This window comes from Actinacidiphila cocklensis (assembly GCF_907177275.1).
GTDB classification, from domain to species: domain Bacteria; phylum Actinomycetota; class Actinomycetes; order Streptomycetales; family Streptomycetaceae; genus Actinacidiphila; species Actinacidiphila cocklensis.
On record NZ_CAJSLV010000057.1, the window covers coordinates 18496 to 44438 of the forward strand.

At 73.0% G+C, this 25943-nt stretch carries 24 protein-coding genes; 13 read left to right on the forward strand and 11 right to left on the reverse strand.

What is annotated here, in order from left to right:
- Positions 1-79 precede the first annotated feature (79 nt).
- Positions 80-2830 carry a penicillin acylase family protein gene (locus NFU81_RS18240; protein ID WP_251491143.1) on the forward strand — a complete coding sequence of 917 codons (2751 nt, stop codon included), beginning with the start codon at positions 80-82 and terminating at the stop codon, positions 2828-2830.
- 158 nt (positions 2831-2988) lie between these two features.
- Here the strand turns inward: NFU81_RS18240 and NFU81_RS18245 are convergent, their stop codons facing one another.
- On the reverse strand, positions 2989-4248 hold the full coding sequence (locus tag NFU81_RS18245; protein ID WP_251491145.1) for a serine-threonine protein kinase: 1260 nt from the start codon (positions 4246-4248) through the stop codon (positions 2989-2991).
- Positions 4249-4482: 234 nt separating this feature from the next.
- Here NFU81_RS18245 and NFU81_RS18250 point away from each other — a divergent pair, with 234 nt between their 5' ends.
- Genes NFU81_RS18250 through NFU81_RS18265 form a run of 4 tightly spaced genes read left to right on the forward strand, consistent with a single transcriptional unit; the run spans position 4483 to position 8638 of the window.
- Positions 4483-5268: an SDR family oxidoreductase gene (locus NFU81_RS18250; protein WP_251491147.1), complete on the forward strand. Its 786-nt coding sequence runs from the start codon at positions 4483-4485 to the stop codon at positions 5266-5268.
- Complete coding sequence (locus tag NFU81_RS18255) at positions 5265-6920, forward strand: AMP-binding protein (RefSeq protein WP_251491150.1); 1656 nt, start codon at positions 5265-5267, stop codon at positions 6918-6920. Before NFU81_RS18250 ends, NFU81_RS18255 begins: the two co-directional genes overlap by 4 nt.
- Before the next feature lie 47 nt (positions 6921-6967).
- Complete coding sequence (locus NFU81_RS18260; RefSeq protein WP_251491152.1) at positions 6968-7636, forward strand: TetR/AcrR family transcriptional regulator; 669 nt, start codon at positions 6968-6970, stop codon at positions 7634-7636.
- Between the two features lie 18 nt (positions 7637-7654).
- The gene (locus tag NFU81_RS18265) at positions 7655-8638 is read left to right on the forward strand and encodes an NADPH:quinone oxidoreductase family protein (RefSeq protein ID WP_251491154.1); all 984 of its coding nucleotides are present in this window, start codon (positions 7655-7657) and stop codon (positions 8636-8638) included.
- Positions 8639-9049: 411 nt separating this feature from the next.
- Here the strand turns inward: NFU81_RS18265 and NFU81_RS18270 are convergent, their stop codons facing one another.
- A complete protein-coding gene (locus NFU81_RS18270) occupies positions 9050-10264 on the reverse strand; it encodes an acyl-CoA dehydrogenase family protein (protein ID WP_251491157.1) in 1215 nt (404 codons plus the stop codon).
- Between the two features lie 5 nt (positions 10265-10269).
- Entirely contained in the window at positions 10270-11328 is a 1059-nt protein-coding gene (locus tag NFU81_RS18275) for a phosphotransferase family protein (RefSeq protein ID WP_251491160.1), read from the reverse strand.
- 121 nt (positions 11329-11449) lie between these two features.
- On the opposite strand from NFU81_RS18275, the gene NFU81_RS18280 reads away from it, so the two are divergent.
- Positions 11450-12766: a glucarate dehydratase family protein gene (locus tag NFU81_RS18280; RefSeq protein WP_251491163.1), complete on the forward strand. Its 1317-nt coding sequence runs from the start codon at positions 11450-11452 to the stop codon at positions 12764-12766.
- Between the two features lie 71 nt (positions 12767-12837).
- Here the strand turns inward: NFU81_RS18280 and NFU81_RS18285 are convergent, their stop codons facing one another.
- Complete coding sequence (locus tag NFU81_RS18285; protein WP_251491167.1) at positions 12838-14235, reverse strand: GntT/GntP/DsdX family permease; 1398 nt, start codon at positions 14233-14235, stop codon at positions 12838-12840.
- Positions 14236-14287: 52 nt separating this feature from the next.
- Positions 14288-14800, reverse strand: a complete 513-nt coding sequence (locus NFU81_RS18290) for a gluconokinase (protein ID WP_251491171.1) — start codon at positions 14798-14800, stop codon at positions 14288-14290.
- Positions 14801-14943: 143 nt separating this feature from the next.
- On the opposite strand from NFU81_RS18290, the gene NFU81_RS18295 reads away from it, so the two are divergent.
- Positions 14944-15672 carry a FadR/GntR family transcriptional regulator gene (locus NFU81_RS18295; protein ID WP_251491176.1) on the forward strand — a complete coding sequence of 243 codons (729 nt, stop codon included), beginning with the start codon at positions 14944-14946 and terminating at the stop codon, positions 15670-15672.
- 69 nt (positions 15673-15741) lie between these two features.
- Here the strand turns inward: NFU81_RS18295 and NFU81_RS18300 are convergent, their stop codons facing one another.
- Genes NFU81_RS18300 through NFU81_RS18315 form a run of 4 tightly spaced genes read right to left on the reverse strand, consistent with a single transcriptional unit; the run spans position 15742 to position 17725 of the window.
- Complete coding sequence (locus tag NFU81_RS18300; RefSeq protein WP_251491347.1) at positions 15742-16059, reverse strand: DUF202 domain-containing protein; 318 nt, start codon at positions 16057-16059, stop codon at positions 15742-15744.
- A 16-nt stretch (positions 16060-16075) separates the two neighbouring features.
- On the reverse strand, positions 16076-16489 hold the full coding sequence (locus tag NFU81_RS18305) for a YidH family protein (protein WP_251491178.1): 414 nt from the start codon (positions 16487-16489) through the stop codon (positions 16076-16078).
- Positions 16490-16541: 52 nt separating this feature from the next.
- Positions 16542-16691 carry a hypothetical protein gene (locus NFU81_RS18310; protein ID WP_251491181.1) on the reverse strand — a complete coding sequence of 50 codons (150 nt, stop codon included), beginning with the start codon at positions 16689-16691 and terminating at the stop codon, positions 16542-16544.
- Positions 16688-17725, reverse strand: a complete 1038-nt coding sequence (locus NFU81_RS18315) for a hypothetical protein (RefSeq protein ID WP_251491183.1) — start codon at positions 17723-17725, stop codon at positions 16688-16690. Before NFU81_RS18315 ends, NFU81_RS18310 begins: the two co-directional genes overlap by 4 nt.
- A gap of 29 nt (positions 17726-17754) precedes the next feature.
- Between NFU81_RS18315 and NFU81_RS18320 the strand changes: the two genes are divergently transcribed.
- The gene (locus NFU81_RS18320) at positions 17755-18087 is read left to right on the forward strand and encodes a hypothetical protein (protein WP_251491186.1); all 333 of its coding nucleotides are present in this window, start codon (positions 17755-17757) and stop codon (positions 18085-18087) included.
- Positions 18088-18112: 25 nt separating this feature from the next.
- Here NFU81_RS18320 and NFU81_RS18325 read toward each other — a convergent pair whose 3' ends face one another.
- A complete protein-coding gene (locus NFU81_RS18325; RefSeq protein WP_251491188.1) occupies positions 18113-18640 on the reverse strand; it encodes an NUDIX hydrolase in 528 nt (175 codons plus the stop codon).
- 195 nt (positions 18641-18835) lie between these two features.
- Between NFU81_RS18325 and NFU81_RS18330 the strand changes: the two genes are divergently transcribed.
- From NFU81_RS18330 to NFU81_RS18340, 3 genes are all read left to right on the forward strand, one after another.
- Positions 18836-20620 (forward strand): acyclic terpene utilization AtuA family protein, encoded by a 1785-nt coding sequence (locus NFU81_RS18330; protein ID WP_251491348.1) that lies wholly within the window; start codon positions 18836-18838, stop codon positions 20618-20620.
- Between the two features lie 52 nt (positions 20621-20672).
- Complete coding sequence (locus NFU81_RS18335; RefSeq protein ID WP_251491191.1) at positions 20673-21644, forward strand: pirin family protein; 972 nt, start codon at positions 20673-20675, stop codon at positions 21642-21644.
- A gap of 71 nt (positions 21645-21715) precedes the next feature.
- Complete coding sequence (locus NFU81_RS18340; RefSeq protein WP_251491194.1) at positions 21716-22513, forward strand: methyltransferase domain-containing protein; 798 nt, start codon at positions 21716-21718, stop codon at positions 22511-22513.
- Positions 22514-22581: 68 nt separating this feature from the next.
- On the opposite strand, the gene NFU81_RS18345 is transcribed toward NFU81_RS18340, so the two are convergent.
- Positions 22582-23052 carry an HAD family hydrolase gene (locus tag NFU81_RS18345; RefSeq protein WP_251491197.1) on the reverse strand — a complete coding sequence of 157 codons (471 nt, stop codon included), beginning with the start codon at positions 23050-23052 and terminating at the stop codon, positions 22582-22584.
- 702 nt (positions 23053-23754) lie between these two features.
- Between NFU81_RS18345 and NFU81_RS18350 the strand changes: the two genes are divergently transcribed.
- Together NFU81_RS18350 and NFU81_RS18355 are read left to right on the forward strand one after the other, a co-directional pair.
- The gene (locus NFU81_RS18350) at positions 23755-25101 is read left to right on the forward strand and encodes a sugar phosphate nucleotidyltransferase (RefSeq protein ID WP_251491199.1); all 1347 of its coding nucleotides are present in this window, start codon (positions 23755-23757) and stop codon (positions 25099-25101) included.
- Positions 25102-25195: 94 nt separating this feature from the next.
- Positions 25196-25876, forward strand: coding sequence for an SDR family oxidoreductase (locus NFU81_RS18355; RefSeq protein ID WP_251491202.1), 681 nt, complete (start codon positions 25196-25198; stop codon positions 25874-25876).
- The last annotated feature ends 67 nt before the right edge of the window (positions 25877-25943 follow it).

Genomic DNA, 25943 nt, shown 5'->3' on the forward strand with positions numbered 1-25943 from the left:
AAAACCTGACGCATGTTCATCTTCCGGGGTCGATGTACCGGCGGTAACCTCCGCGCACCGGCTTCCGGAAGGAGCAGACATGCCGCTACGGACCCCACGACGGATCGGCAGGATCGGCACGCTGAGAACGGCCACCGCAGGCGCCCTGCTGGCGCTAGCGGCGACCCTGGTGGCCCCGGTGCCACTGGCAGCGCACGCCGCAGACCCGGGCGACTACTGCGCAGGGCAGTGCGCCGACATCCTGCCGCCAGGCGAGAACGGCAACGCCACCCTTGCCGACATCCTGGCGAACAAGGCGCTCGGCACCCGGCCCGCGCACACCTCGGACCAGCTCGGCCCGTACGCCGACCTCGCGAACGGGTACCAGAACCTCACCGACGCCACCATCACGTCCTTCTTCAACGACTCGTCCTTCGGCGTACCGCCGAGCCAGATCGCCTCGATCTCCAGTCCGCGGTCCGACGTGACGATCACCCGGGACAAGAACACCGGGGTGCCGCACATCAAGGGCACCACCCGGCAGGGCACCGAATTCGGTGCGGGATACGCGGCCGCGCAGGACCGGCTGTGGCTGATGGACCTCTTCCGGCACGTCGGCCGCGGCGAGCTGTCGTCGTTCGCCGGCGGCGCCGCCGCGAACCGCGGCCTTGAGCAGGAGTTCTGGAAGCAGGCGCCCTACACCGAGGCCGACCTCCAGACGCAGATCGACCAGCTGGCCAACTCCGGCGGCGCCCGCGGGCAGCAGGCACTCGCCGACGCGCAGGCCTACGTCGACGGAATCAACGCGTACATCACCGCGTCGAAGAACGGCCGGTACTTCCCCGGCGAATACGTACTCACCGGGCACGTCGACGCCATCACCAACGCCGGCACCATAGACCCGTTCAAGCTCACCGACCTGATCGCACTCGCCTCGGTCGTCGGCGCGCTGTTCGGCACCGGTGGCGGCGGCGAGGTGCAGTCGGCGCTGTCCCTGCTGGCCGCACAGCAGCAGTACGGCGTCACCGAGGGCACCAAGGTCTGGGAGTCCTTCCGCGAACGCGACGACCCCGAGGCCACCGCGACCGTCCACGACGGCACCAGCTTCCCCTACGCGGGCAAGCCCGCCGTCGCCCAGGGCCAGGCGCTGCCCGACCCCGGCTCGGTCGTCGCCGAGCCGCTGGTCTACGACGCCACCGGCGGCGCCACGCTCGCCGGCACCGCGAGCCCCGGCGTGCTGCCGGGCAACCTCTTCTCGACCAAGAAGGGCATGTCCAACGCCCTGGTCGTCAGCGGCGCCCACACCGCGAGCGGCCACCCGGTCGCCGTCTTCGGCCCGCAGACCGGTTACTTCGCCCCGCAGTTGCTGATGCTCCAGGAATTGCAGGGTCCCGGCATCAGCGCCCGCGGCGCCTCCTTCGCCGGCTTGGGAATGTACGTCGAACTGGGCCGCGGGCAGGACTACGCATGGAGCGCCACCTCCGCGTCCCAGGACGTCACCGACACCTACGCCGTGGAGCTGTGCCAGGACGCCACGCACTACGTCTTCCACGGCAATTGCGTCGCCATGGAGAAGCTGGAGCGCACCAACTCCTGGAAGTCGACGCTGGCCGACTCCACCGCGGCCGGCTCCTACCGCATGCAGGTCTGGCGGACCGCCTACGGCCCGGTCGAATACCGCGCCACGGTCGGCGGCAAGGCCGTCGCCTACACGCAGCTGCGCAGCTCCTACCGACACGAGGCCGACTCGATCCTGGGCTTCCAGGAACTCAACGACCCCGGCTTCGTCCATGACGCGGCGTCCTTCCAGAAGGCCACGCAGGACATCAACTACACCTTCAACTGGTTCTACGCGGACTCGCGGCAGACCGCGTACTACAACAGCGGCACCAACCCGGTGCGGGCGGGCGGCGTCGACGCGTCCTTCCCGGTCTGGGCGCAGGCCGCGTACGACTGGCGCGGCTGGGACCCGGCGACCAACACCGCGTCCTACACGCCGCCTTCGCAGCACCCGCAGTCCGTCGACCAGGACTACTACGTGTCGTGGAACAACAAGCAGGCCGCCGGATACACCGCGGCGGGCTTCGGCGACGGCGCGGTCCACCGCGCCGACCTGCTCGACGACCGCGTCAAGGCCCTGGTCCGCACGGGCGGCGTCACCAGGTCGGCCCTGGTCAAGGCGATGGACGACGCGGCCCTGACCGACCTGCGGGGCGAGGACGTGCTGCCGGAGCTGCTCCAGGTCATCAACAGCGCGCCCGTGACCGACCCGCAGGAGGCCACCGCCGTACAGCAGCTGACCGCCTGGAGCGCGGCGGGTGCCAAGCGCCACGAGACGTCGGCCGGCTCCCACACCTACGCGAACGCCGACGCCGTCCGCGTCATGGACGCGTGGTGGCCGCTGCTCGTCCAGGGCGAGTTCCAGCCGGGCCTGGGCGGCGGCCTCTACACGGCGTTCACCGCCGACCTCGCGGTCGACGAGTCGCCCTCCGCCGGGCACGGGCCGACCGGGTCGCACGCAGGCAGCGCCTTCCAGTACGGATGGTGGAGCTATGTCGACAAGGACATACGGCAGGTGCTGGGTGGGCAGGTGGCCGGGCCGCTTGCCCGCACGTACTGCGGCGGCGGGCAGCAGGCCGCGTGCCGCGACGTGCTGCTGAACGCGCTCAAGCAGGCGGCTGCCGTGCCGGCCACGACCGTCTACCCGGGTGACGACGGGTGCGGGGCCGGGGACCAGTGGTGCGCCGACTCCATCGTCCAGCGTCCGCTCGGCGGCGTCACGGACGACCGGATCAGCTGGCAGAACCGGCCGACGTATCAGCAGGTGGTCGAATTCCCTGCGCATCGCTAGGCGCTGGGCCTTAGGGGGTGGGCGCGGTCTCGGCTGCGCCTGCCCCTCCCTCCCCGGGTGGCGCTGCGGTTGCGCGGTTCTCCCCCAGAGCTTCACCTAGGGGTACCCCCACGCGCCCCTGAGGGGTTTCCCTCTTGCGCAGAGGGGCTGTGGGGCGGTCAGAGGAGGGTGGCTGCGTGGAGGGTGAGGTGGGCCAGTTGGGGGTGGCAGATGTCGCTGTGGGCGCCGGACGGGGGGCCGCCGGCGCGGACGACGGCGGAGGCGTCGACACTGACGCAGGACGCGGGGAAGGCCGCGGCCAGGGCCGCGGAGAGGGGCAGTGCGGGGGCGCCGGACAGGCCGTGGAAGCCGTCGTGGCCCAGGGCGCCCCAGCGGTCGTCGCCCAGCAGGGACCTGTCGTCGCCGGACAGGCGGGACGCGAGCGGGTAGAAGACGCCGAGTGCCTGGTCGTGCGAGGAGTGGCAGGCCACCACGGGGCCGTTGACCCGGGCCTGCAAGCCGGCGAGCGCGCCGCCGGGGGAGTAGGCGGAGTGTGAGAAGGCGCCCTGCAGCAGGGTGACGGAGGCGACGTTGCGGGCCTCGGGCGGCAGCCCGGCGAGGGCGAAGGAGACCAGCCGGGCGCCGAAGCTGTGCCCGACCAGATGCACCCGGGTGCCTGGTGCGCGGGCGGCCAACTGGCCGAGCAGCGGCCCGAGTCCCGCCTTGCCGACCGTCCCTGCGCGGCCCTTCATGGCGAAGTACGTGGCCTGCCGCAGTAGTTCTCTGGCCCCCGACCAGACCTTCTTGCCCAGCCTCCCCAGCCCGCCCAGCAGGGCCTGCTCGCCCTGCTCGCCCTGCACGGCCGCTACGGCGTCGCCCAGCGCCTCGCACACGGCGGCCGGGTCGCCGGTCAGCAGCTCGGGCGGGGCGCCGTCCTCGCCGGCGTCCTGGGCGAGCAGCGCGGCCTGCGGCGACGTACAGCCGGTCAGCGTGCGGACGAGCGACACGAACTCCTCGATCGCCGCCGGGTCGTCCGGCTGCAGCGCGAGCAGTTCCGCGATCCGGTCGGCGGCCGCGTCGTGCCCCGGCAGCACCCGCTTGAGCGCGGCGATGTCCGCGCCGAGCGGATCCGCGGCGATGGCCGTGGCGTGCGGGAAGTCGGGGATGGGCTCGTCGGAGAACCGCATCGAGGGCCAGTGCACCCCCGCGTACCCGAGGCGTACGCCCGCGGTGCCGGCCAGCAGCGCGGGGAAGGGCGCGAAGAAGCGGTCGTAGAGGGCCGACGCGGTGGACAGGTCGTTGTTCCAGCCGTGCGCGAAGAGCACGAGGTCGGTGAGTTCCCCGGCGTGCGCCAGCAGGGCGTCGCGCTGCGCGGGCTCCGCGTCGCCGTGTGTGTCGAAGGTCAGGTCCCAGTACGGCTGCACACTGGCCACGGCCATGGCTCCCCCTTGCCCGGCGACCGCCGGAAACACCCCCTCGGCGACAGCCGAAAGGCCCGCGAATGTCCGCTCTGCGCGCATCATCCCGGCGGGCCCGGGCGGCGTCCATCCCCCTGGTGGGTGAATACGCATCAGCTACGCCGCCAGGCGGGTCCGGCCCTTCCGGATTGTGTGACCGACTGCTTAGTATGCCAGCACGGGGCAGCCCGGAGTCGAGTCGAAGGAGACACGGTTGTGGTGGAAGCACTGCGCGACGCCCGAGTGGTGGTCACCGGAGCGGGCGGCGGCATCGGCGCCGCCCTGGCGCGCGCCTTCGCGGACCAGGGTGCCCGGGTGGTGGTCAACGACCTCGACGCCGAGGCCGCGCACAAGGTCGCGGACGGCATCGGCGCGGCAGTGGTCGCGGGCGACGCCTCAGGCATCGTGCCCGCCGCCCGCACCGCGCTCGGCGGCCGTATCGACGTCTTCTGCGCCAACGCCGGTGTGGGCACCGGGGGTGGGGCGGACGCCGACGACGCGGCCTGGGAGCTGGCCTGGGACGTCAACGTCATGGCACATGTCCGCGCCGCCCGCGCCCTGCTGCCCGAGTGGCTGGAGCGCGGCAGCGGCCGCTTCGTGTCCACCGTGTCCGCCGCAGGGCTGCTGACGATGATCGGCGCGGCGCCGTACTCCGTCACCAAGCACGGCGCCCTGGCCTTCGCCGAGTGGCTCTCGCTGACCTACCGGCACCGCGGCATCGCGGTGCACGCGGTCTGCCCGCAGGGCGTGCGCACCGCCATGCTGGACGCCGCCGGCGCCGCGGGCGACCTGGTGCTCGCGCCGAACGCCATCGAGCCCGAGGACGTGGCCAAGGCCGTGCTCGACGGCATCGCAGCCGAGCGCTTCCTGATCCTGCCGCACCCCGAGGTCGCCGGGTACCACGCGGCCCGCGCCGCCGAGCCCGAACGCTGGCTCCGCGGGATGAACAAGCTCCAGCGCAGCTACGAGGACCTGCGGGCGAAGGCGGGCGAGGACGCATGAGCGGATACGCCGACCAGCCGTGGCTGCGGTTCTTCACCGAGGAGCAGCGCAGGGACACCGACTACCCGCCCTCCGTGCTGCACGGCTTCCTCGCCGCCGCCGAGGCCGACCCCGACCACCGGGCGCTGGCGTACTTCGACGGCGCGCTGACCTACCGCGAGCTCGACGCCCTCTCCGACGGCCTGGCCCGCCACCTCGCCGCCCGCGGCTTCGCGCCCGGCGACCGGCTCGCCGTCATGCTGCAGAACGTGCCGCAGTTCGTGGTGGCGCTGTTCGCGGCCTGGAAGGCGGGCGGCGCCGTCATCCCGGTCAACCCGATGTACAAGCAGCACGAGCTGGCGCACATCCTCACCGACGCGGGCGCGACCGCCCTGGTCTGCTCGGAGCGCGGCTGGCAGGACTACGTACGGGCGACGGCCGCGTCCTCGCCGGTGCGTATCGCGCTCACCGCCTGCGAACTCGACCTCCAGACCCGCGACGACCCGCGGGTCCTGACCGCGGGCCGGCTGCCCGCGGACGACGCGCAGGACCTGCTCGCCGCGGCCCGTGCCGCCGCCGGGCCGCGCCCCGACGTCCCGCTGCCGGCCGCCGGCGACACCGCCCTGGTCAGCTACACCTCGGGCACCAGCGGACGGCCCAAGGGCGCGCTGAACACCCACGGCAACATCTCCTTCAACGCCCACCGCCAGATACGCGTCCAGGAACTGCCCGGCGACGCCGTGGTCTTCGCGCTGGCCCCGCTCTTCCACATCACCGGCATGGTCTGCCAGCTCTCCGCGGCCCTGGCCGCCGGCCACACCGTGGCGCTGGCCTACCGCTTCGAGCCCGGCGTCGTCCTCGACGCCTTCCGCGAGCACCGCCCCGCCTACACCGTCGGCCCCGCCACCGCCTTCATGGCGCTGCTGGCCAGGCCGGACGCCACCGCGGAGGACTTCGCGTCCTTCCGGCTGATCTCCTCGGGCGGCGCCCCGCTGCCGCCCGCCGTCGTGGAGTCCTTCCGCGCCCGCTCCGGCGGGCTCTACCTCGCCAACGGCTACGGCCTCACCGAGTGCACCGCCCCCTGCGCCAGCGTCCCGCCCGGCCACGAGGCACCGGTCGACCCGGCCTCCGGCACCCTCGCGGTCGGCGTGCCGGGGCCTGGCACGATGGTGCGCATCCTCGACGACAGCGGCGCCGAGCTGCCGTTCGGCGAGGCCGGCGAGATCGCGGTCAGCGGCCCGATGGTCGTACCCGGCTACTGGAACCAGCCGGCCGAGTCGCGGGCCGCCATCCCCGGCGGCGAACTGCACACCGGCGACATCGGCTTCATGGACCCCGACGGCTGGCTCTACGTGGTCGACCGCAAGAAGGACATGATCAGCGCGTCCGGCTTCAAGGTCTGGCCGCGCGAGGTCGAGGACGTGCTCTACACCCACCCGGCCGTCCGCGAGGCCGCGGTCGTCGGCGTCCCCGACGCCTACCGCGGCGAGAGCGTCAAGGCGTACGTCAGCCTGCGCCCCGGCGCGGCCGCGGACCCCGCGGAGCTGGTCGCGCACTGCAAGGAGCGGCTCGCCGCGTACAAATACCCGCGCGAGGTGGAGGTGCTGCCGGAACTGCCCAAGACCGCCACCGGCAAGATCCTCCGCCGGGAGCTGAAAGCGGCGGCCGGATAGGGTCCATACCGGCCGGAATGCCGGTGGGCGCGAGAGAGGGGCAGGTCATGGCACGCAGCACGACGGGCGACGACGGCGGTACGGGGACGGCCGCGGGCACCGCTTCCGGCGGTGGCCCCGGTACCTCCTCCGGCAGCGGCTCGGCCGCGTCGGTGCCCGAGCGGCTGCTCGCCGAGGCCACCCGGCTCTTCGCGGAGCGCGGCTACGACCGCACCTCCGTCCAGGAGATCGTCGAGGCGGCGGGGGTCACCAAGGGCGCCCTCTACCACTACTTCGGCTCCAAGGACGATCTGCTGCACGAGATCTACGGCCGGGTGCTGCGGCTGCAGACCGAGCGGCTCGACGCGATCGCGGCCCGCGAGGGCGACGTGCGCGAACGGCTCGCGGAGGCCGCGGCCGACGTCGTGGTCACCAGCATCCAGAACCTGGACGACACGAAGATCTTCTTCCGCTCGATGCACCAGCTCAGCCCGGAGAAGCAGAAGGCCGTACGGGCCGAACGCCGCCGCTACCACGAGCGGTTCCGCTCGCTGGTCGAGGAGGGCCAGCGGGACGGCCACTTCCGGCCCGGGCTGCGGCCCGACCTGGTGGTCGACTTCTTCTTCGGCTCGGTGCACCACCTCGGCACCTGGTACCACGCGGACGGTCCGCTGTCCGCGGAGCAGGTCGCCACCGAGTTCTCCGACCTGCTGCTGCACTCGGTGCGGCAGCCCTGACCCCATGGGGAGTCCAGCGTGAAGGCATGGCGCGTCCACCACAACGGCGAGCCGCGAGAGGCGATGCGCCTCGACGAGGTCCCGACCCCCGTGCCGGGCGCCGGCGAGGTGCTGCTGCGGGTACGGGCGGCCGGCGTCAACTTCCCCGACGCGATGCTGTGCCGCGGGGAGTACCAGATCCGGCCGCCGCTGCCCTTCACGCCGGGCGTGGAGATGTGCGGCGAGGTCGCCGCGCTCGGCCCGGGGGTGACCGGCCTCGACGCCGGCGCCCGGGTCATCAGCCCCGCCGCGCTGCCGGGCGGCGCCTTCGCCGAATACGCCGTCGTGCCCGCCGCGGGTGTGCTGCCCGCGCCCGAGGCGCTCGACGACGCCGAGGCGGCGGTGCTGCACATCGGCTACCAGACCGGCTGGTTCGGCCTGCACCGCAGGGCCGCGCTTCGGCCCGGCGAGACACTGCTCGTGCACGCGGCGGCCGGCGGGGTGGGCAGCGCGGCCGTCCAGCTCGGCAAGGCCGCGGGCGCCACGGTCATCGGGGTCGTGGGCGGCCCGGAGAAGGCGAAGGCCGCGCGGGAGCTGGGGGCCGACGTCGTCGTCGACCGGCACGCGGAGGACTTCGTGGCGGTCGTCAAGGAGGCGACGGGCGGTCGCGGCGCGGACGTCGTCTACGACCCGGTGGGCGGCGACGCCTACACCCGGTCCACGAAGTGCATCGCCTTCGAGGGGCGGATCGTGGTGGTCGGCTTCGCCGGCGGTACGGTGCCGGCGCCCGGCCTGAACCACGCGCTGGTCAAGAACTACTCGATCCTCGGGCTGCACTGGGGGCTCTACGCGGCGCGCGAGCCGGACGCCGTGCGGCGCGCGCACGCCGAACTCACGCGGCTCGCCGCGTCGGGGGCGGTACGCCCCCTGGTCTCGGCCCGGCTGCCGCTCGCTGACGCGGCGTCCGCGGTCCAACGCGTATCCGACGGCCTCACCACGGGCCGCCTCGCCCTCCTCCCCTGACGCCCCCCGGGACCTTCCCCCGGCGGATGGCTCGTCGCGCCGTTCCCCGCGCCCCTGGAAAACGCTCACCCTCTGCACAGAGGGCAAGCCACCAGGGGCGCGGGGAACGGCGCGACCAGCCACGACGGCGGGAAGAAGGCAACGCCACAGCAAGTGGCAATCACTCCGGGCGGCGCTGGGGGTACCCCCGGGCGAAGCTCTGGGGGCGGAACCGCGCGCGAAACCACGACGCAGCCGCAGGCAGGCAACGCACCGCAAGGGGCAGCCCCCCAGGGGCGCGCGGAACTGCGCGCGTAACCACGACGTACCGAAGGATGCGCGCCCCCAGCAGGGGGCACCCACCCAGGGGCGCGGGGAACCGCGCGACCAGCTACCCACCGGGGGACAGTCCCGGGCGGGCCGCATGGGGCACTAGGCGTAACGAGCGAGCTCGCGGCGAGCGAGTGAGCGGCGGTGCACCTCGTCCGGCCCATCAGCGAGCCGCAGGCTCCTCGCTCCGGACCACAGGCGGGCCAGGGGGAAGTCCTGGGAGACCCCGCCGGCGCCGTGCGCCTGGATCGCGCGGTCGATGATCCGCTGCACCCCCGCCGGCGTGGCGATCTTGATCGCCTGGATCTCCGTGTGCGCACCCTGGTTGCCCACCGTGTCCATCAGCCACGCCGTCTTCAGCACCAGCAGCCGCAGCTGCTCGATCTCGACCCGCGAATCGGCGATCCACTCCTGCACCACGCCCTGCGCGGCGAGCGGCTTGCCGAAGGCGACCCGGGCGTTGGCGCGGCGGCACATCAGTTCCAGGGCGCGCTCGGCCATGCCGATGAGCCGCATGCAGTGGTGGATGCGGCCGGGGCCGAGCCGGGCCTGGGCGATGGCGAAGCCGCCGCCCTCCTCGCCGATCAGGTTCTCCGCCGGCACCCGGACGTCGCGGAAGACGACCTCCGCGTGCCCGCCGTGGTCGGCGTCGTCGTAGCCGAACAGTCGCATGCCGCGGCGCACTTCCACGCCCGGGGTGTCCCGCGGCACCAGGATCTGGCTCTGCTGGCGGTGCCGCTCGGCGCCCGGGTCGGTCTTGCCCATGACGATGAAGACGGCGCAGTCGGGGTTCATCGCCCCGGAGATGTACCACTTGCGGCCGTTGACGACGTAGGAGTCCCCGTCGCGTTCGATCCGGGTCTCGATGTTGGTGGCGTCGGAGGAGGCGACGTCGGGCTCGGTCATGGCGAAGGCCGAGCGGATCTCGCCGGCGAGCAGCGGCTCCAGCCACTCCTTGCGCTGGGCGGGGGTGCCGAACTCGGCGAGCACCTCCATGTTCCCGGTGTCGGGGGCGGCGCAGTTGAGGGCGGTGGGGGCCAGGAAGGGGCTGCGGCCGGTGAGTTCGGCGAGCGGGGCGTACTGCAGGTTGGTCAGCCCGGCGCCGTGCTCGCCGGGCAGGAAGAGGTTCCACAGGCCCTGCCGCCTGGCCTCGGCCTTGAGCCCGGCGACGACCGGCGGTACGGACCAGTGCGCGTCGGGACCCGCCTGCTCGTGCTGCTCGGCGAAGACGGCCTCGGCCGGGAAGACGTGCTCGTCGAGGAAGGCGGCCAGCCTGGACCGCAGCTCCTCGGTACGGGTGTCGAAGGCGAAGTCCATCGTGCTCAGTCCTCCTGGTGCGATGCGGCCCGGTCGCGGGCGTGGTCCTGGAGTTTGCGGAGTCCGCGCTCGATGAAGAGCGGGACGACGGCGCCGATCCGGTCGAACCCGCCGCCGAGGGTCTGGCCGAGGGTCCAGCGGTAGTGGATGCCTTCGAGGATCACCGCGATCTTGAAGTACGCGAACGCGGTGTACCAGTCGACGGCCGAGACGTCGCGGCCGGACCGGGCCGCGTACCGCTCGACGAGCTCCTGCGCGCGGGGGTGTCCCGGGGCGCCGCCCGCGGTGGGGACGGGGAAGCCGGGGATGTCGTGCTGCTCGCCGTACATGACCAGCAGCCCGATGTCGGTGAGCGGGTCGCCGAGGGTGGACATCTCCCAGTCCAGGACGGCGGTGAGCCGGTCGGCGTCGTCGAAGAGGACGTTGTCGAGCCGGTAGTCGCCGTGCACGACGGTCGGGGCGGGGGACTGGGGCAGCGCCCGGCCCAGGGCGGCGTGCAGCTCGTCGATGCCGGGCAGCTCGCGGCTGCGCGAGGCGTCGAGCTGCTTGCCCCAGCGCCGCAGCTGCCGGTCGAGGAAGCCCTCGGGCCGTCCGAAGTCGGCGAGCCCGACCGATCCGGGGTCCACCGCGTGCAGGTCCACCAGGGTGTCGACCAGGGTCAGCGCGACCGCCCTGGTCCGCTCGGGTCCCAGCGCGACGAGCTGGTCCTCGCCGCGGTAGGGCGTGCCCTCGACGAAGTCCATCACGTAGAAGGGGGCGCCGATGACCTCGGGGTCCTCGCAGAGCAGCACCGTGCCCGGCACGGGGACGGGGGTCGGGGCCAGGGCGCTGATCACCCGGTGCTCGCGGCCCATGTCGTGCGCGGTGGCCAGCACATGGCCGAGCGGCGGGCGGCGCACCACCCAGGTGGAGCTGCCGTCGGTGACCCGGTAGGTGAGGTTGGAGCGCCCGCCCTGGATCAGCGTGGCCCGCAGCTCGCCGGCCGCGAGACCGGGGCGCTCCCGGTCCAGATGGCGGCGTAGCCGGTCCAGGTCCAGGCCCCTGGGACTGTCGGTTTCACTCATACGCGAATCGTACCGACTGGTCGGTATGCCGTCCAGTTCCCCGGTCGGCGCCGCCGTCCGCGTTGACGGGCCAGGGGTGTCGCACCTAGGCTCCGGTCTTATGGGTGAACGTAATTCATATATGCAAACAGTGGACCCGGTGGGTCCTTCCGACGCGTTCACCGTCGCCGAGGTGCGGCTGACCCCCATCCTCATCGCCGACCCGCCGCTGCTCAACACCCAGGGCGTCCACCAGCCCTACACCCCCCGGCTCATCATCGAGGTCGTCACCGCCGACGGTACGTCCGGAGTGGGTGAGACGTACGGCGACACCCGCTATCTGGACCTCGCCGCACCCCTGGCCGAGGCGCTGCCCGGGCACCGGGTCACCGATCTGAACGGGCTCTTCACCTTGGCGGAGCAGGTCTGCGGCGACCCGGCCGACGTGTCGGACTCCGTCGACGTCGGCGGGCTGCGCGGGGTGCAGACCGCGGACAAGCTGCGCCTGTCGGTGATCTCCGGCTTCGAGGTGGCCTGCCTCGACGCGCTCGGCAAGCAGCTGGGCCTGCCGGTCCACGCGCTGCTCGGCGGCAAGGTCCGCGACGCGGTCGACTACAGCGCCTACCTCTTCTACCGGCTCGCCGAACACCCCCAGGGCCAGGGCGAGCCCGACGACTGGGGCGCCGCGCTGGACCCGGCGGGCGTGGTCGCCCAGGCCCGCCGCTTCGCCGACCGCTACGGCTTCGGCTCCTTCAAGCTCAAGGGCGGCGTCTTCCCGCCCGAGCAGGAGATCGCCGCCGTCCGCGCGCTGGCCGACGCCTTCCCCGGCAGACCGCTGCGGCTCGACCCGAACGGCGCCTGGTCGGTGGAGACCTCGCTGCGGGTCGCCCGCGAGCTGGGCGGGGTGCTGGAGTACCTGGAGGACCCGGCCAGCGGCACCGGCCGGATGGCCCAGGTCTCCGAGGGCACCGCGGTGCCGCTGGCCACCAACATGTGCGTGACGACCTTCCAGGAGATCAAGGAGGCCTTCGCGCGCGACGCCGTCCAGGTGGTGCTCTCCGACCACCACTACTGGGGCGGCCTGCGCAACACCCAGCAGCTCGCCGCGATCTGCCGCACCTTCGGCGTCGGCCTGTCGATGCACTCCAACACCCACCTGGGCATCAGCCTGGCCGCGATGACCCATGTCGCGGCCACCGTGCCCAACCTGGACTTCGCCTGCGACTCGCACTACCCCTGGCAGACCGAGGACGTCATCACCGAGCGCCATGTCTTCACCGGCGGCGCCCTGACCGTCTGCGACCTGCCCGGGCTCGGCGTGGAGCTGGACCGGGACGCCCTCAAGGCGCTGCACCAGCGCTGGCTGGACGACGACGGCACGATGCGCGACCGCGACGACGCCGCCGCGATGCGCAAGGCCGATCCCGACTGGCGCACCCCGGCCGTACCGCGCTGGTGACCGGCCGGTGACGCGCGCCGAGGGGCGGCGGGCCGCTACGGCCCGCCGCCCCTCACGCATGTGCGGGCGCGTCACATCACCAGCGACAGCAGCATCACGAAGCCGAGCGCCACCACCGAGATGACCGTCTCCATCACCGACCACGTCTTGAGCGTCTGCGGGACGTCCATCCCGAAGTACTCCTTCACCAGCCAGAAGCCGGCGTCGTTGACGTGCGAGAAGAACAGCGACCCGGCGCCGACCGACAGCACCAGCAGCGCGGTGTGCGTGGACGACATGCCCTCGGCCAGCGGTGCGACCAGGCCGGCGGCCGAGATGATCGCCACCGTCGCGGAACCCGTCGCGACCCTGATCAGCACCGCGATCAGCCAGGCGAGAAACAGCGCGGAGATGTGCCAGTCCTTGGACCAGTCCAGGATCATCTGCCCGACGCCGCAGTCGATCAGCGTCTGCTTGAAGCCGCCGCCCGCGCCGACGATCAGCAGGATGCCGGCGATCGGCCCGAGCGAGGAGTCCACCGTCGAGGAGATCCGGTCCTTGGTGAAGCCCGCGGCCCGGCCGAGGGTGAACATCGCCACCATCACCGCGGCCAGCAGCGCGATCAGCGGGGTGCCGATGACGTCGAAGACCCGGTACGCCAGGCTGCTCTGGTCGTCGATGATCACGTCGGCCAGCGCCTTGGCCAGCATCAGCACCACCGGCAGCAGCATCGTGCAGACCGTGGCGGCGAAGCTCGGCCGCCGGTCCAGCTCGTCGGAGGCGCGGGCCGGCGTCATCCGCTCCGGCGGTGCCACGTCCACCCAGCCCGCCGCGACCCTGCCGAACAGCGGTCCGGCGATCGCCAGGGTGGGCAGCGCCACCAGCACGCCGAGCGCGAGGGTGATGCCCATGTCCGCGTGGATCGCGCCGATCGCGGCCAGCGGCCCCGGATGCGGCGGCACCAGACCGTGCATCACCGACAGGCCGGCCAGCGCGGGGATGCCGATCCTGATCAGCGACTGGCCGCTGCGCCGGGCGACCAGCAGCACCACCGGGATCAGGATGACGATGCCGATCTCGAAGAACAGCGGCAGCCCGACCAGGCCCGCGATCAGGGCCATCGCCCACGGCAGCCGCTTCTCGCTGGTCCTGGCCAGGATGGTGTCGACGATCTGGTCGGCGCCGCCGGAGTCGGCGAGCAGCTTGCCGAGGATCGCGCCCAGCGCGATCAGCGTGCCGACGCCCGCCACCGTCGAGCCGAGCCCGGTGGAGTAGCTGGCGACGGTCTTGGCCAGCGGGGCGCCGGCGACGGTGCCGAGCACGCCGGAGCCGATGGTCAGGGCGAGGAAGGCGTGCACCTTCCAGCGGGTGATGAGCAGGACGATGACGGCGATGCCGGCGAGCGCCGCCAGCGCGAGCCGGGTGTTCCCGGCGTCGGCTATCGGCGGTGGCGTGGCGGCGGCCAGCAGCTCGACGCTGAGTGCGGACACAGGTGCTCCAAGGGGGGACGGGGGTACGGGTGATGAGGGGGGTGGCGCCGGGTCAGCGGGGGAGTGCGGCCAGCGCGCGTTCGGTGATCTGCTGCGGGCCGCCGTCGATCGGGACGACCGCGCCGGCCTCGTCGGGGTCCAGCGGTTCGAGCGCGTCGAACTGCGAGGCGAGCAGCCCCGACGGCATGAAGTGCTGCATCCTGGCGGCCAGCCGGGCGGCGATCAGCTCCGGGGGGCCGTCCAGGTGGAGGAAGAAGACCGAGGGCGCGTCGGCCCGCAGCCGGTCGCGGTAGCGGCGGCGCAGCGCGGAGCAGCTGACGACGCCGCCCCGGTCGCCGCGCCCGGCGATCCAGGCGGCTATGGCGTCGAGCCACGGCGCCCGGTCGGCGTCGTCCAGCGGGTGGCCGGCCGACATCTTGGCGATGTTGGCCGGCGGGTGGAAGTCGTCGGCCTCGGCGTAGGGCACCCCGAGCCGCTCGGCCAGCAGCCCGCCGACGGTCGACTTGCCGGAACCCGACACTCCCATGACCACGATCACCGGCCGCGGTGCCGGTCCAGGCGTCATTGCGTGTGCCTCCACGTCATACGTATGTGCCGCGTGCCGCGTCCTGCGGTGCGTGTAGCGACCACTGAACACCTTAAGTACTACTTATTCAAGTAGCTGTGACACAAAAGTCATATGACAGTGCCGCCGCTTAGGCTGTGGTCATGCCACAGCAGGAATCCCGGCGGGACGGGCAGGACGAAGGCGGCGGCCTGCACTCCCGGGTCCTGGCCGAACTCGGCCCGGCCATCGCCTCGGGCGCCTACCCGCCCGGCACGGTTCTGCGTATCGACGAACTGGAGGGCCGCTACGGCGTCTCCCGTACGGTCGTCCGCGAGGCCGTCAGGGTGCTCGAAGCGATGCATCTGGTGGAGACCAGGCGCCGGGTCGGCATCACGGTGCGCCGCACCGAGGAGTGGAACGTCTTCGACCCGGCCGTCATCCGCTGGCGGCTCGCGGGCGCCGACCGCTCACGCCAGCTGCGCTCGCTGACCATGCTGCGGACCGCGGTGGAGCCGGTCGCCGCCGGGCTGGCCGCGGCCGCCGCCACTCCCGCCCAGTGCCGCGAACTGACCGTGCTGGCCGCCGAGATGGCCGCCGCCGGCCGGGCCGCCGACCTGGCGGCGTACCTCGTCCACGACATCGCCTTCCACCGGGTGATGCTGGAGGCGTCGGGCAACGAGATGTTCGCCCGGCTCGGCGACGTGGTCGCCGAGGTGCTGACCGGGCGCACCGAGCACCACGTGATGTTCACCGCGCCCGACCCGGCCGCCGTCACCCTGCACGTCAGGATCGCCGAGGCGGTACGCGCCAGGGACGCGCGCGCCGCCGAGGACCTGATGCGGGAGGTCTGCGTGGGCGCGCTGCGCGAGCTGGACATCCTGGCGCCCTGACCCCGCCGCCGGGCGCCCCGGCCCGACCGTTGTGCGGGACCGCTCAGCGCGCCCGGCGGCCCCGGCGGGTCACCACACCACCGCGGCCCCGAAGACCGCGAGCGCGACCATGCACGCCACCACCGCCAGCGCGGAGCGGGCCGGCAGCAGCACTGGCCGCGGCGCCCCGAGCTGGAGCATCCGGCGGTGCGCGAGCCACAGGAACACCAGGAAGACCAGCGCGGCCAGGCTCGCCGCCAGGGCCGCGGACGCGCCGCCGCTGTGCAGCACCTGCCGCCCGGCCAGCACCGCGGTCACCGCGCACGACAGGGTCGTCCGCCGCCACGCCAGCCGGGTGCGCTCCGGCTGCAGCCCGGGGTCCCGGTCGCTCTCGGCCGGCCTGCGCACCGTCGTCACCGCGCCGTCACCCGGCCCAGCCGAAGAGCACCACCAGGACCATCGCCACCGCGATCACCGCCACCAGCAGCGCGAGCACCGATGGGAAGCGGGACACCGGCAGGTCCGCGCCGCGCCGCATGGCCCGCTCGCAGCGCACCCAGTGGTTGACCGCCCGCAGTGTGCAGGCCACACCCCCGGCCAGCAGCGCGAGGGCCAGCGCCACCCGCGCCCAGTGCGTCAGGTGGTCGGTGAGGAACTGGTCCACGGCGAAGCCGCCGCCGATCAGCGCGAGCGCGGTGCGGATCCAGGCCAGGAAGGTCCGCTCGTTGGCGAGGGAGAACCGGTAGTCCGGCGTCTCGCCCTCGTCCTGGACCCGGGCCGGCGCGAACCACAGCCGCACCGCGTCCCGGCCGGCGCCCAGCTGGTCGAATACGCTCACCCGTCCACACTATGCGCTGCCCCGCACCCCCACCCGCGGGCCCCGCGCGGGCTCACTTGCGGCGCTGCATCGCCGCGTAGACCAGCACCACCACCGCGACGGCCAGCACCACGGACACCACCACCAGCGCGGTGTGGTTGCCGGAGCCCTCGTGTTGGGGCGCGATGTCGGCGAGCAGGGCGGTGCTGCGGATCGCGGTCACGCGGTGCCTCCGGTGGTGGACTGGGGACCCATCCCCAGGACGAGCATGAGCAGGACGGGGAATTCCAGGTAGGCGTGGTAGCCGGCCAGCGCGGAGTAGACCGAGGTGCCCTGGTCGTAGTCGCTGGCGAACAGCGCCGCGAGGGCCGCGCCCGCGCCCAGGCCCAGTGCCCACGCCCGGCGGGCGTTCAGCACGGGCACCCGCCGCTCGAAGGCCGCGGTGGCGTCCGGGGCGTAGCGCGGCATGAACCACACCCACACCAGGTAGTGCATCAGCGCCATGAAGGCGAACACGGTCACGAAGCGCAGGCCCGCGTCGGTGTGCTGCCAGGCCGGCGGGGTGTACGACGCCGACAGCCGCCGCGTCCACCCCGAGCCCGAGCCCATCAGGCCGTCGAGAGCGCCGGACAGGATCAGGGCCGGGACCACCAGCACCCAGCCGATCTGCACCGCGCGGAAGGCCCGGCGGCCGCGCCGCATCTCCCGCGACCACTCCCACAGGAAGAGCAGCGGCACCACGTTGTGCAGATGGGTGAGCACCACGAAGTGGTAGTCGGGGAAGCTCAGCGACGCGGTGGCCGCCGCCGCGATCACCGCGCCCGCCGCGGCCAGCGCCACGGGACGCCGGCGCAACGCGTACACGCATGCCGCGGCCAGCAGGCCGTACGCGAGCAGGATCTCGCCGTCCCTGGTGGCGGTGCCGGCCGGCAGCACCCGGCACAGCACGATGCCGGTGATCAGCGCGGCCAGCAGCCGCAGGAAGGGGCCGTGCAGCACCTGCTCGAAACGCCCCGCCATGTACCGCAGTTCCAGCACATTGTGCAGGATTCCCAGCGCCGCAAGACCCACCACGGCGGTGCCCGCGGGCATCCGCAGCGACAGGGCGAGGACGACGGCGGTGAGCAGGACGAAGCCCGCGACCGGGCCGTTCCCCACCCTTCCGACGCCGCTGCCCGCGCCCTTGCCGATCCCGCCGGGCCGCCGCCTGCCGAAGGCGCCGCCTGCCGTCACATCGGAGCCGACCGCACTGGCCATGGCTTCCCTCCCCGTGACACGATCCCGCCGTGCCCCACCCCGCGGCCCTCGCCCTCACCGTCGTGACCGAGGTGCCCGTCTACGTGGCGGCGCTCGCCATGGCGTCCGCCGCCGCACCGGGCCGCACCGCCTTCGCCGCCGTCATGGTCAACTGTGTGACGCACCCCCCGCTGTGGTGGTTCCTGCGCCATGTACCGGGCGGCGGTTACTGGTACGCCTTCGCGGCCGCCGAGTCCGCGGTGGTCCTGGTCGAGGGCCTGCTGCTCTCCCGCGCCCTGCGGCTGCCAGGCCCGCCGCCCTACGCCGCATCGGCGGCCGCCAACGCGGTGTCCGTCCTCGCCGGCTTCCTGCTCCTTGGCTGAACGCGGCCCGCCGTCGCGCTCCCGGTCACGGCCGGGCGAGCAGCCGCCGGTAGGCCTCAAGGCCGTCGGGCACCCACTGCCACTGGTCGAGGCGCTGCGCCAGCTCCTCCTCGGTGAGGAAGCCGTGCCAGGCGACCTCCGAGGGCTGCGGCGACACCGGCAGGTCGCAGCGCACCTGGTAGACGGCGGACCACCAGGTGTGCGGGCCGTCGTCGTACAGGAAGCGGAAGAGCGGCTCCGGCTCCGGCAGCCCGCTGACCCCTAGCTCCTCCTCGGCCTCGCGCAGCGCGGCCTCGTCGTAGGACTCGCCGGCGCCGAGCACGCCGCCGACGAACAGGTCGTAGAGGGAGGGGAAGACGAGCTTCTCCGCGGTGCGCCGGTGCACGAAGATCCGGCCCGCGCCGTCCCGCACCAGGACGAACGCCGCCCGGTGCCGCAGCCCGCGGGCGTACGCCTCCGCGCGCCGCACCTGCCCGACCACCTGGTCCTGCTCGTCGACGACATCGATGATCTCGTCGGCGGACAGCCCGCCCGCCGAATCGCCTTCGCTCATAGGACGATTCAACCACCCGCGGCACCATCGGCGCTCGCGCGGTCTTGCGTACCGCGAACCGCGGCAAGGATGATCGTCCGCATCGGTGACCCGGGACCGGAGTGACGGGAGAGACGGTTGACCGAACGGCGGGAACCCCTGCGGATCGCGAACTGCTCCGGCTACTACGGCGACCGGCTCTCGGCCGCCCGCGAGATGGTCGAGGGCGGCCCGATCGACGTCCTGACCGGCGACTACCTCGCGGAACTGACCATGCTGCTGCTGTGGAAGGCCAGGCAGCGCGACCCGGAGACCGGCTACGCCCTGTCCTTCCTCGCCCAGATGCGCGACGTCCTCGGCACCTGCCTCGAGCGCGGCATCAAGGTCGTGGTCAACGCCGGCGGCCTCAACCCGGCGGGCCTGGCGGGCAAGCTCCGCGAGCTGGCCGCGCTCGCCGGCCTGCACCCCCGCGTCGCCCACGTCGAGGGCGACGACCTCATCGACCGGCTGCCCGAACTCCAGGCCCGCGGCCACGACTTCGCCCACCTGGCCACCGGCCGCCCGCTGGCCGGCTCCGGGGTGCAGGTGCTCACCGCCAACGCCTACCTCGGCGGCTGGGGCATCACCGAGGCCCTGCGCGCCGGCGCCGACGTGGTCGTCTGCGGCCGGGTCACCGACGCCGCACTGGTCGTCGGCCCCGCCGCCTGGGCACACGAGTGGGCGCTCGACGACTGGGACGCGCTGGCCGGCGCGGTCACGGCGGGCCACATCATCGAATGCGGCACCCAGGCCACCGGCGGCAACTACTCGTTCTTCACCGAGATACCCGACCCCGTCCACCCCGGCTTCCCGATCGCCGAGGTCGCCGCCGACGGCTCCAGCGTGATCACCAAGCACCCCGGCACCGGCGGCGCGGTCACCGTCGGCACCGTCACCGCCCAGCTGCTCTACGAGATCGGCCGGCCGCGCTACCTCAACGCCGACGTCGTCGCCCGCTTCGACACCGTACGGCTCGCCCAGCAGGGACCCGACCGGGTCGCGGTCGGCCGGGTCATCGGCGAACCCGCGCCCGCCGACCTCAAGGTGTGCCTCAACCACCGCGGCGGCTACCGCAACGCGGCCACCTTCGTGCTGACCGGCCTGGACCTCGACGCCAAGGCCGACTTCGCCGAGGCCACCCTGCGCGACGCCACCGGCGGCCCCGCCGGCTTCGCCGCCTACGACCTGCGGCGCGAGCACGGCGGCGCCTGCGACCGGCTGACCCTCACCGTCAAGGATCCCGACCCCGAGGTGGTCGGCCGCGGCTTCTTCACCGCCGTCGCCGGATCCGCGCTGGCCGGCTACCCCGGCCTCCACCTGGAGCACGCCACCGCGCGGCCGACCGAATACGGCGTCTACTGGCCCGCGCTGGTCCCCGCGGACGAGGTCGCCGCGGTCACCGTCCTCCCCGACGGCACCCGGCTGCCCGTGCCGCGCCCGCCCGCCGCCCACCCCGGCTCGCCCGCCGCCCTGCCCGCCCCGCCCGGCGACGACGCCGTACCGCCCGAGCCGCAGCCGCCGCTCGCCGCCGTGCCCGACAGCGCACCGCCGCGCACCGGCAGGCCCGAGCCGTACGACCCCGCGCTCGCCAGGACCGTCAGGCTGCCGCTGGGCACCCTGCTGGGCGCCCGCTCCGGCGACAAGGGCGGCGACGCCAACGTCGGGGTGTGGGCGCGCGACGACAGGACGTACCTGTGGCTGCGCGACTACCTGGACGTACCGCGGCTGCGGGCGCTGCTGCCGGAGAGCGCGAAACTGCCCGTCAGCCGCTACGAGATGCCCAACCTGCGAGCCGTCAACCTCGTGGTCCACGGCCTGCTCGGCGAGGGCGTCGCCGCGTCCACCAGCGCCGACCCGCAGGCCAAGGCGCTCGGCGAACGGCTGCGCGGGTGCCTCGCCGACATCCCCGAGCACCTCGTCGACCTGACCCGCGGCCCGTACGCCCAGCTGCCCGACGAGTGACGCCACCTGGCCGCTGCAGCCCGCCGGCGCGGGGTGGGGGCATGATCGGGGCATGAGCAATCTCGATGTGAAGCCGGCGGCCACCGTCTGCGGTGGCCGCCAGGACGTGTCCGCCGCCCCGGTCCGTGAACTGCTCACCGCCCGCACCGTGACCCTCGGCGAGAGCACGCAGGTACGGCGGCTGCTCCCCAACCTTGGCCGGCGGATGGTCGGCGCCTGGTGCTTCGTCGACCACTACGGCCCCGACGACATCGCGGACGAGCCCGGCATGCAGGTCCCACCGCACCCGCACACCGGCCTGCAGACGGTGAGCTGGCTGCACGAGGGCGAGGTGCTGCACCGCGACAGCCTCGGCAGCAAGCAGACCGTACGGCCCCGCGAACTGGGCCTGATGACCGCCGGCCGCGGCATCTCGCACTCCGAGGAGTCGCCCCGCGACCACGCCCGCTACCTGCACGGCGCCCAGCTGTGGGTCGCGCTCCCCGACACCCACCGCGACGTCCTCCCGGCCTTCGAGCACCACGCGGAGCTGCCCACCGTCACCGGCGGCGGCGGACTGCACGCCCGGGTCATCCTCGGCGAGCTGGACGGCGCGGTCTCCCCGGGCACCGCCTACACCCCCATCGCGGGCGCCGACCTCACTCTCGCCGAGGGCACCGACACCCGGCTCCCGCTGCAGGGCGACTTCGAGTACGCGGTCATGTCGATGTCCGGCGAGGCCGAGGCCGACGGCGTCCGCCTGTCGCCCGGCTCCATGCTCTACCTCGGCTGCGGCCGCACCGAACTGCGGCTGCGCGCCGGCGTCAACAGCTCCCTGATGCTGCTGGGCGGCGAGCCGTTCGCGGAACGCATCGTCATGTGGTGGAACTACGTGGGGCGTTCGGGCGAGGAGATCGCGCAGGCCCGCACCGAGTGGGAGGACGGCGCCACCCGCTTCGGCGAGGTGCACGGCTACGACGGCCCCCGGCTGCACGCCCCCGCGCTGCCGCCCACGCCGCTGAAGCCGCGCGGACGGGAGCGCTGACCCGGGCTCGTCCCGCCGGCGACCGCTGCCTAGGCTTGCGGCAAGCAGGAGCCGACACAGGGGGCGGGGCCATGGCCGGCGAGTTCGACACGCACGAGCGGCACATGTGGGCGGGCGCGGCCGACGCGTACGCGGGGAGCTTCGCGGCCCTGTGCGCGGCGACGGCCGGGGCGCTGCTGGACGCGGCCGCGGTAGGGGCCGGCACGCGGGTGCTGGACGTCGGCACCGGTCCCGGCACGGTCGCGGCTGCGGCGCTGGCGCGCGGCGCGGAGGTCGTGGCGGTGGACGCCGAGCCGAGCATGGTCGCGCTGGCGGCCGCGAACGCGCCCGGGGCGGAGGTCCGGCACGCGGTACTGCCCCGGCTCCCCTTCGCTGACGGCTCGTTCGACGCCGTCGTCGCCAACTTCGTGGTCAACCACGTGGAGGACCAGCAGGCGGCGCTGGTCGAGCTGCGCCGGGTGGTCCGCCCCGGGGGGCGGCTCGCGGTGACGATCTGGCACGGCACCGGCAACGAGGCGATGTCGCTGTTCAACCTGGCGCTGGACGAGGCCGGCGTGGAACGCCCGGTGTACCCCGCCCCGGTGGACTTCGCCAGGACCGCGGAAGGCCTGCGCGGGCTGCTGGAGCAGGCCGGCTGGGCCGGGGTGGACAGCGGCGAGGTCGCCTGGACGCACCGGGAGGACCCGGAGGTCTGGTGGTCGGGGCCGGCCGGCGGGGTGGCAGGCATCGGCCTGGTGGTGACCGGGCAGACGCCCGAGATGTTCGCCAGGGTCAAGTCCGCCTACGACCGGCTGGCGGCCGAGCGGTTGGCGCCGGACGGCCTGATAGCGCTGCCCGCCGTGGCGCTGCTGGCCTCGGGGCAGTGCTGACGGCACGGGTGACCCGAGCGCCCGGGGGGTGCGAGTCCCCCGGGCGGCCCGATCCCGGGTCCTTCTGCTCAGGTCAGCTCGGCAAGTCCGCCTCCGCCTCCGAGTGCGCCGCCCGCGGCCCCGTCGGTGATGGCCCTGATGCAGCGCCAGCCTCTGCGGCGGGCCTGCTCGACACCCGTGGGGCAGCACGGCAGGACGCGCGGATTGCCGACGATGGTGAGTAAACGGCCGCCGCTGCAGGGCTCGGAGTAGACGAAGCACTGGGAGGGATCGGCACCGGTGCCGAGGATGGCTTCGACGACGGCCAGGGTCTTCGCTGCGCCAGGGCAGATGCACGCGGGTCTCTCGTCGTCCGCGGCGTAGTGGGAGATGGCGAGGTCCATACCGAGGGGGATGGGCTGGGTCAGCCGGCTGATCGCTACGAGGAAGTCTCCCTGGCTGCGGTGGTGGTCGATGGCCGTGTGCAGTAGTTCCTGCGCGTCCAATGAGAGTGCGGAATGATCCAGATCGAAGAACACCATTCGTTTGGCAGAGTTCACTGAATGCAGCTCCCCCGTTGCGTCCGTCAGTTCATAGTGTTCGGGTCCCGATGTCGACCGCTTCGACGAAGGTACCAATTATGGGCTTCGCAGTGTTCCCTGGAATTGCACGTTCCGCTTTCGGCTGTGTGAAAACTTTCATCGTGTGGGACGTATGAGGCGAGGTTGAACGCCACTTGAGGACGCTGCGCAGGCCAGCCATCACGCGGGGTGCGTACCTGACAAGTTTGCAGAATCCCAAGTAGCCATCCCTTTTGTCGCGCCAGCGGGCAACAATTGGCAATTGAGGCCGCGGTGGTGCGGTATGCACCGACCTGATGTTGATATTTGTGTTTGTGTGCGTGATGGTGAGGAATGCCGAAAAGGCGCTGATTGGCCTCGGTCGTGCTGGCGGAATTCGGACGCGGAGCTGCCCGGCCGTACGCACGCGCTCCGCCGCCCTGTCCGCGGCCGGGCCGGCCTGCGGAGTCGCCGCGGGAGCCCCCGGTCGCGGGGGTGCTGAGGGGCCGCTACTTGCAGGGGTACCGCCGGCGAACTGACTGCCGGGGCCGCGCCCGCGGCCCGCGCAACATCGCAGGCCCGCGCCCCTTTGGGGTCGGGCGGCCGGCGTGCTGCCCCGGTCAGGCCCCCAGGACCGTGGTTGACAGGAATTGACAGAGCACGTTACATCGCATTCGACAACGCAGCGACGAAGGGGGCGTCATGGTGCGGGATGTGAAGGAGACCGTCGGCATCATCCTTGCCGGCGGGCGGGGCGAACGGGCCAAACCGATCACCTTGGAGTCCGCAGACCACATCCGCAGCAAGGCGCTGATCCCGCTGGCGGGCCGGCGCCTGATCGAGTGGGTCGTGGACGCGTGCAGGGAGCAGGGCATCCGCCGCTTCTTCGTGGTCGCCCAGGGGCTGGAGAACCGCAGCCAGATCAAGGCGGTCCTGGGCCACGGGGAGCGGCACGGGGTCGAAGTGCGGTACTCGCGGCCCAGGTTCGACCGCTACAACGTGGGCTCCGGTGCCGCGACACTGCACAACGTCGAGCAGTGGGATCTGCAGGGCAATGCCCTGGTGCTGCCCGTCGACTCGCTCTTCGATTTCTCCCTGCCGGAGATGCTCTCCGTTCACGAGGAACGGCGCGCACTGGTCACGGTGGCCGCCGTCGAACGCGAACCGGAGGAGATCGCCGGAAAGTACGGCGTGATGGTCACGGGACCTGACGGATGGGTCACCAGTTTCGAGGAAAAGCCCGACCTGGCGCGCATGCGGGAGATCTTTCCCGATTCCCTGCGAACCGCCGGTCCTGGGCTGCCGACCAACGCCGGAATGTACCTCGTCGACTGCGGGCGGCTCCGCGCGGTGGCGCGGCGCCCCCCGCTGCTCCGGCTGGCCTACCAACGGCTGGACTGGGGCGGCGACTTACTGCCCTGGCTGGTCAAGCACGGTGCGCCGGTGACCTTCCACTCGATCCGGGCGCTCGGCGACCTGGGCAACGTCCAGGACTACCTGGACACCCTCACTGACGTGCTGGCCGGCCGTTACCCGCAGATCAGCAACATGCTCGGCGAGCCCACCAGCCAGCGGCCGCGGTACTGGATACACGAGACCAGCCTGCGCACCACCGACGACCTGACCGGCACCACCCTCGCGCAGAAGATCGCCGAGGGCAGCGTGCACATCGGCGAGGGTGTGCGGATCGGACGGCACGTCACGATCGGCGAGGGCGTGCGGCTGGCCTACTGCGACATCGGCGACGGCGCCGACCTGCGCGAGGGTGCCCGTCTGGAGCGCACCTTCTGCGGCGACGCGGCCATGATCGGCCCCTGCGCGTGGGCCACCGACTCCTACATCGGGCCGATGGCCGAGGTCCAGTCCGAGGCAGGCCTGCCCACCCGGCTGAACCGCTACACGGCGGTCGGCGACGGTGCCCGGCTGTCACCCGGCAGCCGGCTGGAAGGCGTCCGCGTCTACCCGCGGCTGGCCGTCCCGCCGCTCGACCACGTGCCGTACGGCACCGAACTGACCAGTTCCAACGACGTTCTGCGCTGGGTCTCCTGACATGTGGACACCCGCGGGCAGGACGCCGACCCCGGCGCGTACGACACCACCCATGACTCGTACGACGCCCCACACGGTTACTGAGGAGGAACACGTGACGAACATCGTCGCGGTCATCGGCGGCACCGGTCGCACCGGCCGATTAGTGGTCCAGCGCCTGGTGGAGCAGCACCACGTGGTCCGGGCCGTCGGCCGCCGCGCCGGGCCGGTGCGCCCGGTGGCGCAGGGCGCCACCTTCCACCGGGCGGACGTGCGCGACCCCGCGACGCTGGCGTCGGTCCTCTCCGACGTCGACGCGGTCGTCTACTGCGTGGAACCCGGCACCGACGACAAGGGTCCCGACAGCCCCCGCGCGACCATGCACGACGGTCTGCTCAACGTGCTGGCCGCGGCCGGCCGGCAGCCGCGGGTCGTGCTGGTGAGCCAGATCCAGGTCACCCACCGCGGGCACCCGCTGGACCTCTTCGGCGGCCTGCTGTCGTGGCGGCTGGCCGGCGAGGAGGTGCTGCGCCGCTCGGGCCTGCCGTACACGGTGGTGCGCCCCGGCTGGCTGACCGACGAGACCGCGGGGGCGCCCGGCGTCCAGCTGCGGCAGGGCGACCGGGCCGCGGGCAGCCTGACACGGGCGAACCTGGCGGAGGTCTGCGTCCAGGCGCTGCGCTGCAGGACCGCACCCGGCACCACCTTCGAGGCGTTCGACAGCCCCTACCCGTCCCCCGCCACCTGGGAGCAGACCTTCGGGGCTCTCGACCCCGACCGGGTGGCCGTCGCCTGACCCTTCCGGGACCTCCCTTCCCGCGCCTTGCCGCTCCTTCCCTCTGCCTGCTCCATCCGTGTCGGCC

Coding starts and splice junctions, on each gene's coding strand:
- NFU81_RS18240 (WP_251491143.1), top strand. CDS start 80: ATGCCGCTACGGACCCCACGACGGATCGGCAGGATCGGCACGCTGAGA.
- NFU81_RS18245 (WP_251491145.1), bottom strand. CDS start 4,248: ATGGCCGTGGCCAGTGTGCAGCCGTACTGGGACCTGACCTTCGACACA.
- NFU81_RS18255 (WP_251491150.1), top strand. CDS start 5,265: ATGAGCGGATACGCCGACCAGCCGTGGCTGCGGTTCTTCACCGAGGAG.
- NFU81_RS18260 (WP_251491152.1), top strand. CDS start 6,968: ATGGCACGCAGCACGACGGGCGACGACGGCGGTACGGGGACGGCCGCG.
- NFU81_RS18270 (WP_251491157.1), bottom strand. CDS start 10,264: ATGGACTTCGCCTTCGACACCCGTACCGAGGAGCTGCGGTCCAGGCTG.
- NFU81_RS18275 (WP_251491160.1), bottom strand. CDS start 11,328: ATGAGTGAAACCGACAGTCCCAGGGGCCTGGACCTGGACCGGCTACGC.
- NFU81_RS18280 (WP_251491163.1), top strand. CDS start 11,450: ATGCAAACAGTGGACCCGGTGGGTCCTTCCGACGCGTTCACCGTCGCC.
- NFU81_RS18290 (WP_251491171.1), bottom strand. CDS start 14,800: ATGACGCCTGGACCGGCACCGCGGCCGGTGATCGTGGTCATGGGAGTG.
- NFU81_RS18295 (WP_251491176.1), top strand. CDS start 14,944: ATGCCACAGCAGGAATCCCGGCGGGACGGGCAGGACGAAGGCGGCGGC.
- NFU81_RS18315 (WP_251491183.1), bottom strand. CDS start 17,725: ATGGCCAGTGCGGTCGGCTCCGATGTGACGGCAGGCGGCGCCTTCGGC.
- NFU81_RS18325 (WP_251491188.1), bottom strand. CDS start 18,640: ATGAGCGAAGGCGATTCGGCGGGCGGGCTGTCCGCCGACGAGATCATC.
- NFU81_RS18330 (WP_251491348.1), top strand. CDS start 18,836: ATGGTCGAGGGCGGCCCGATCGACGTCCTGACCGGCGACTACCTCGCG.
- NFU81_RS18335 (WP_251491191.1), top strand. CDS start 20,673: ATGAGCAATCTCGATGTGAAGCCGGCGGCCACCGTCTGCGGTGGCCGC.
- NFU81_RS18340 (WP_251491194.1), top strand. CDS start 21,716: ATGGCCGGCGAGTTCGACACGCACGAGCGGCACATGTGGGCGGGCGCG.
- NFU81_RS18350 (WP_251491199.1), top strand. CDS start 23,755: ATGGTGCGGGATGTGAAGGAGACCGTCGGCATCATCCTTGCCGGCGGG.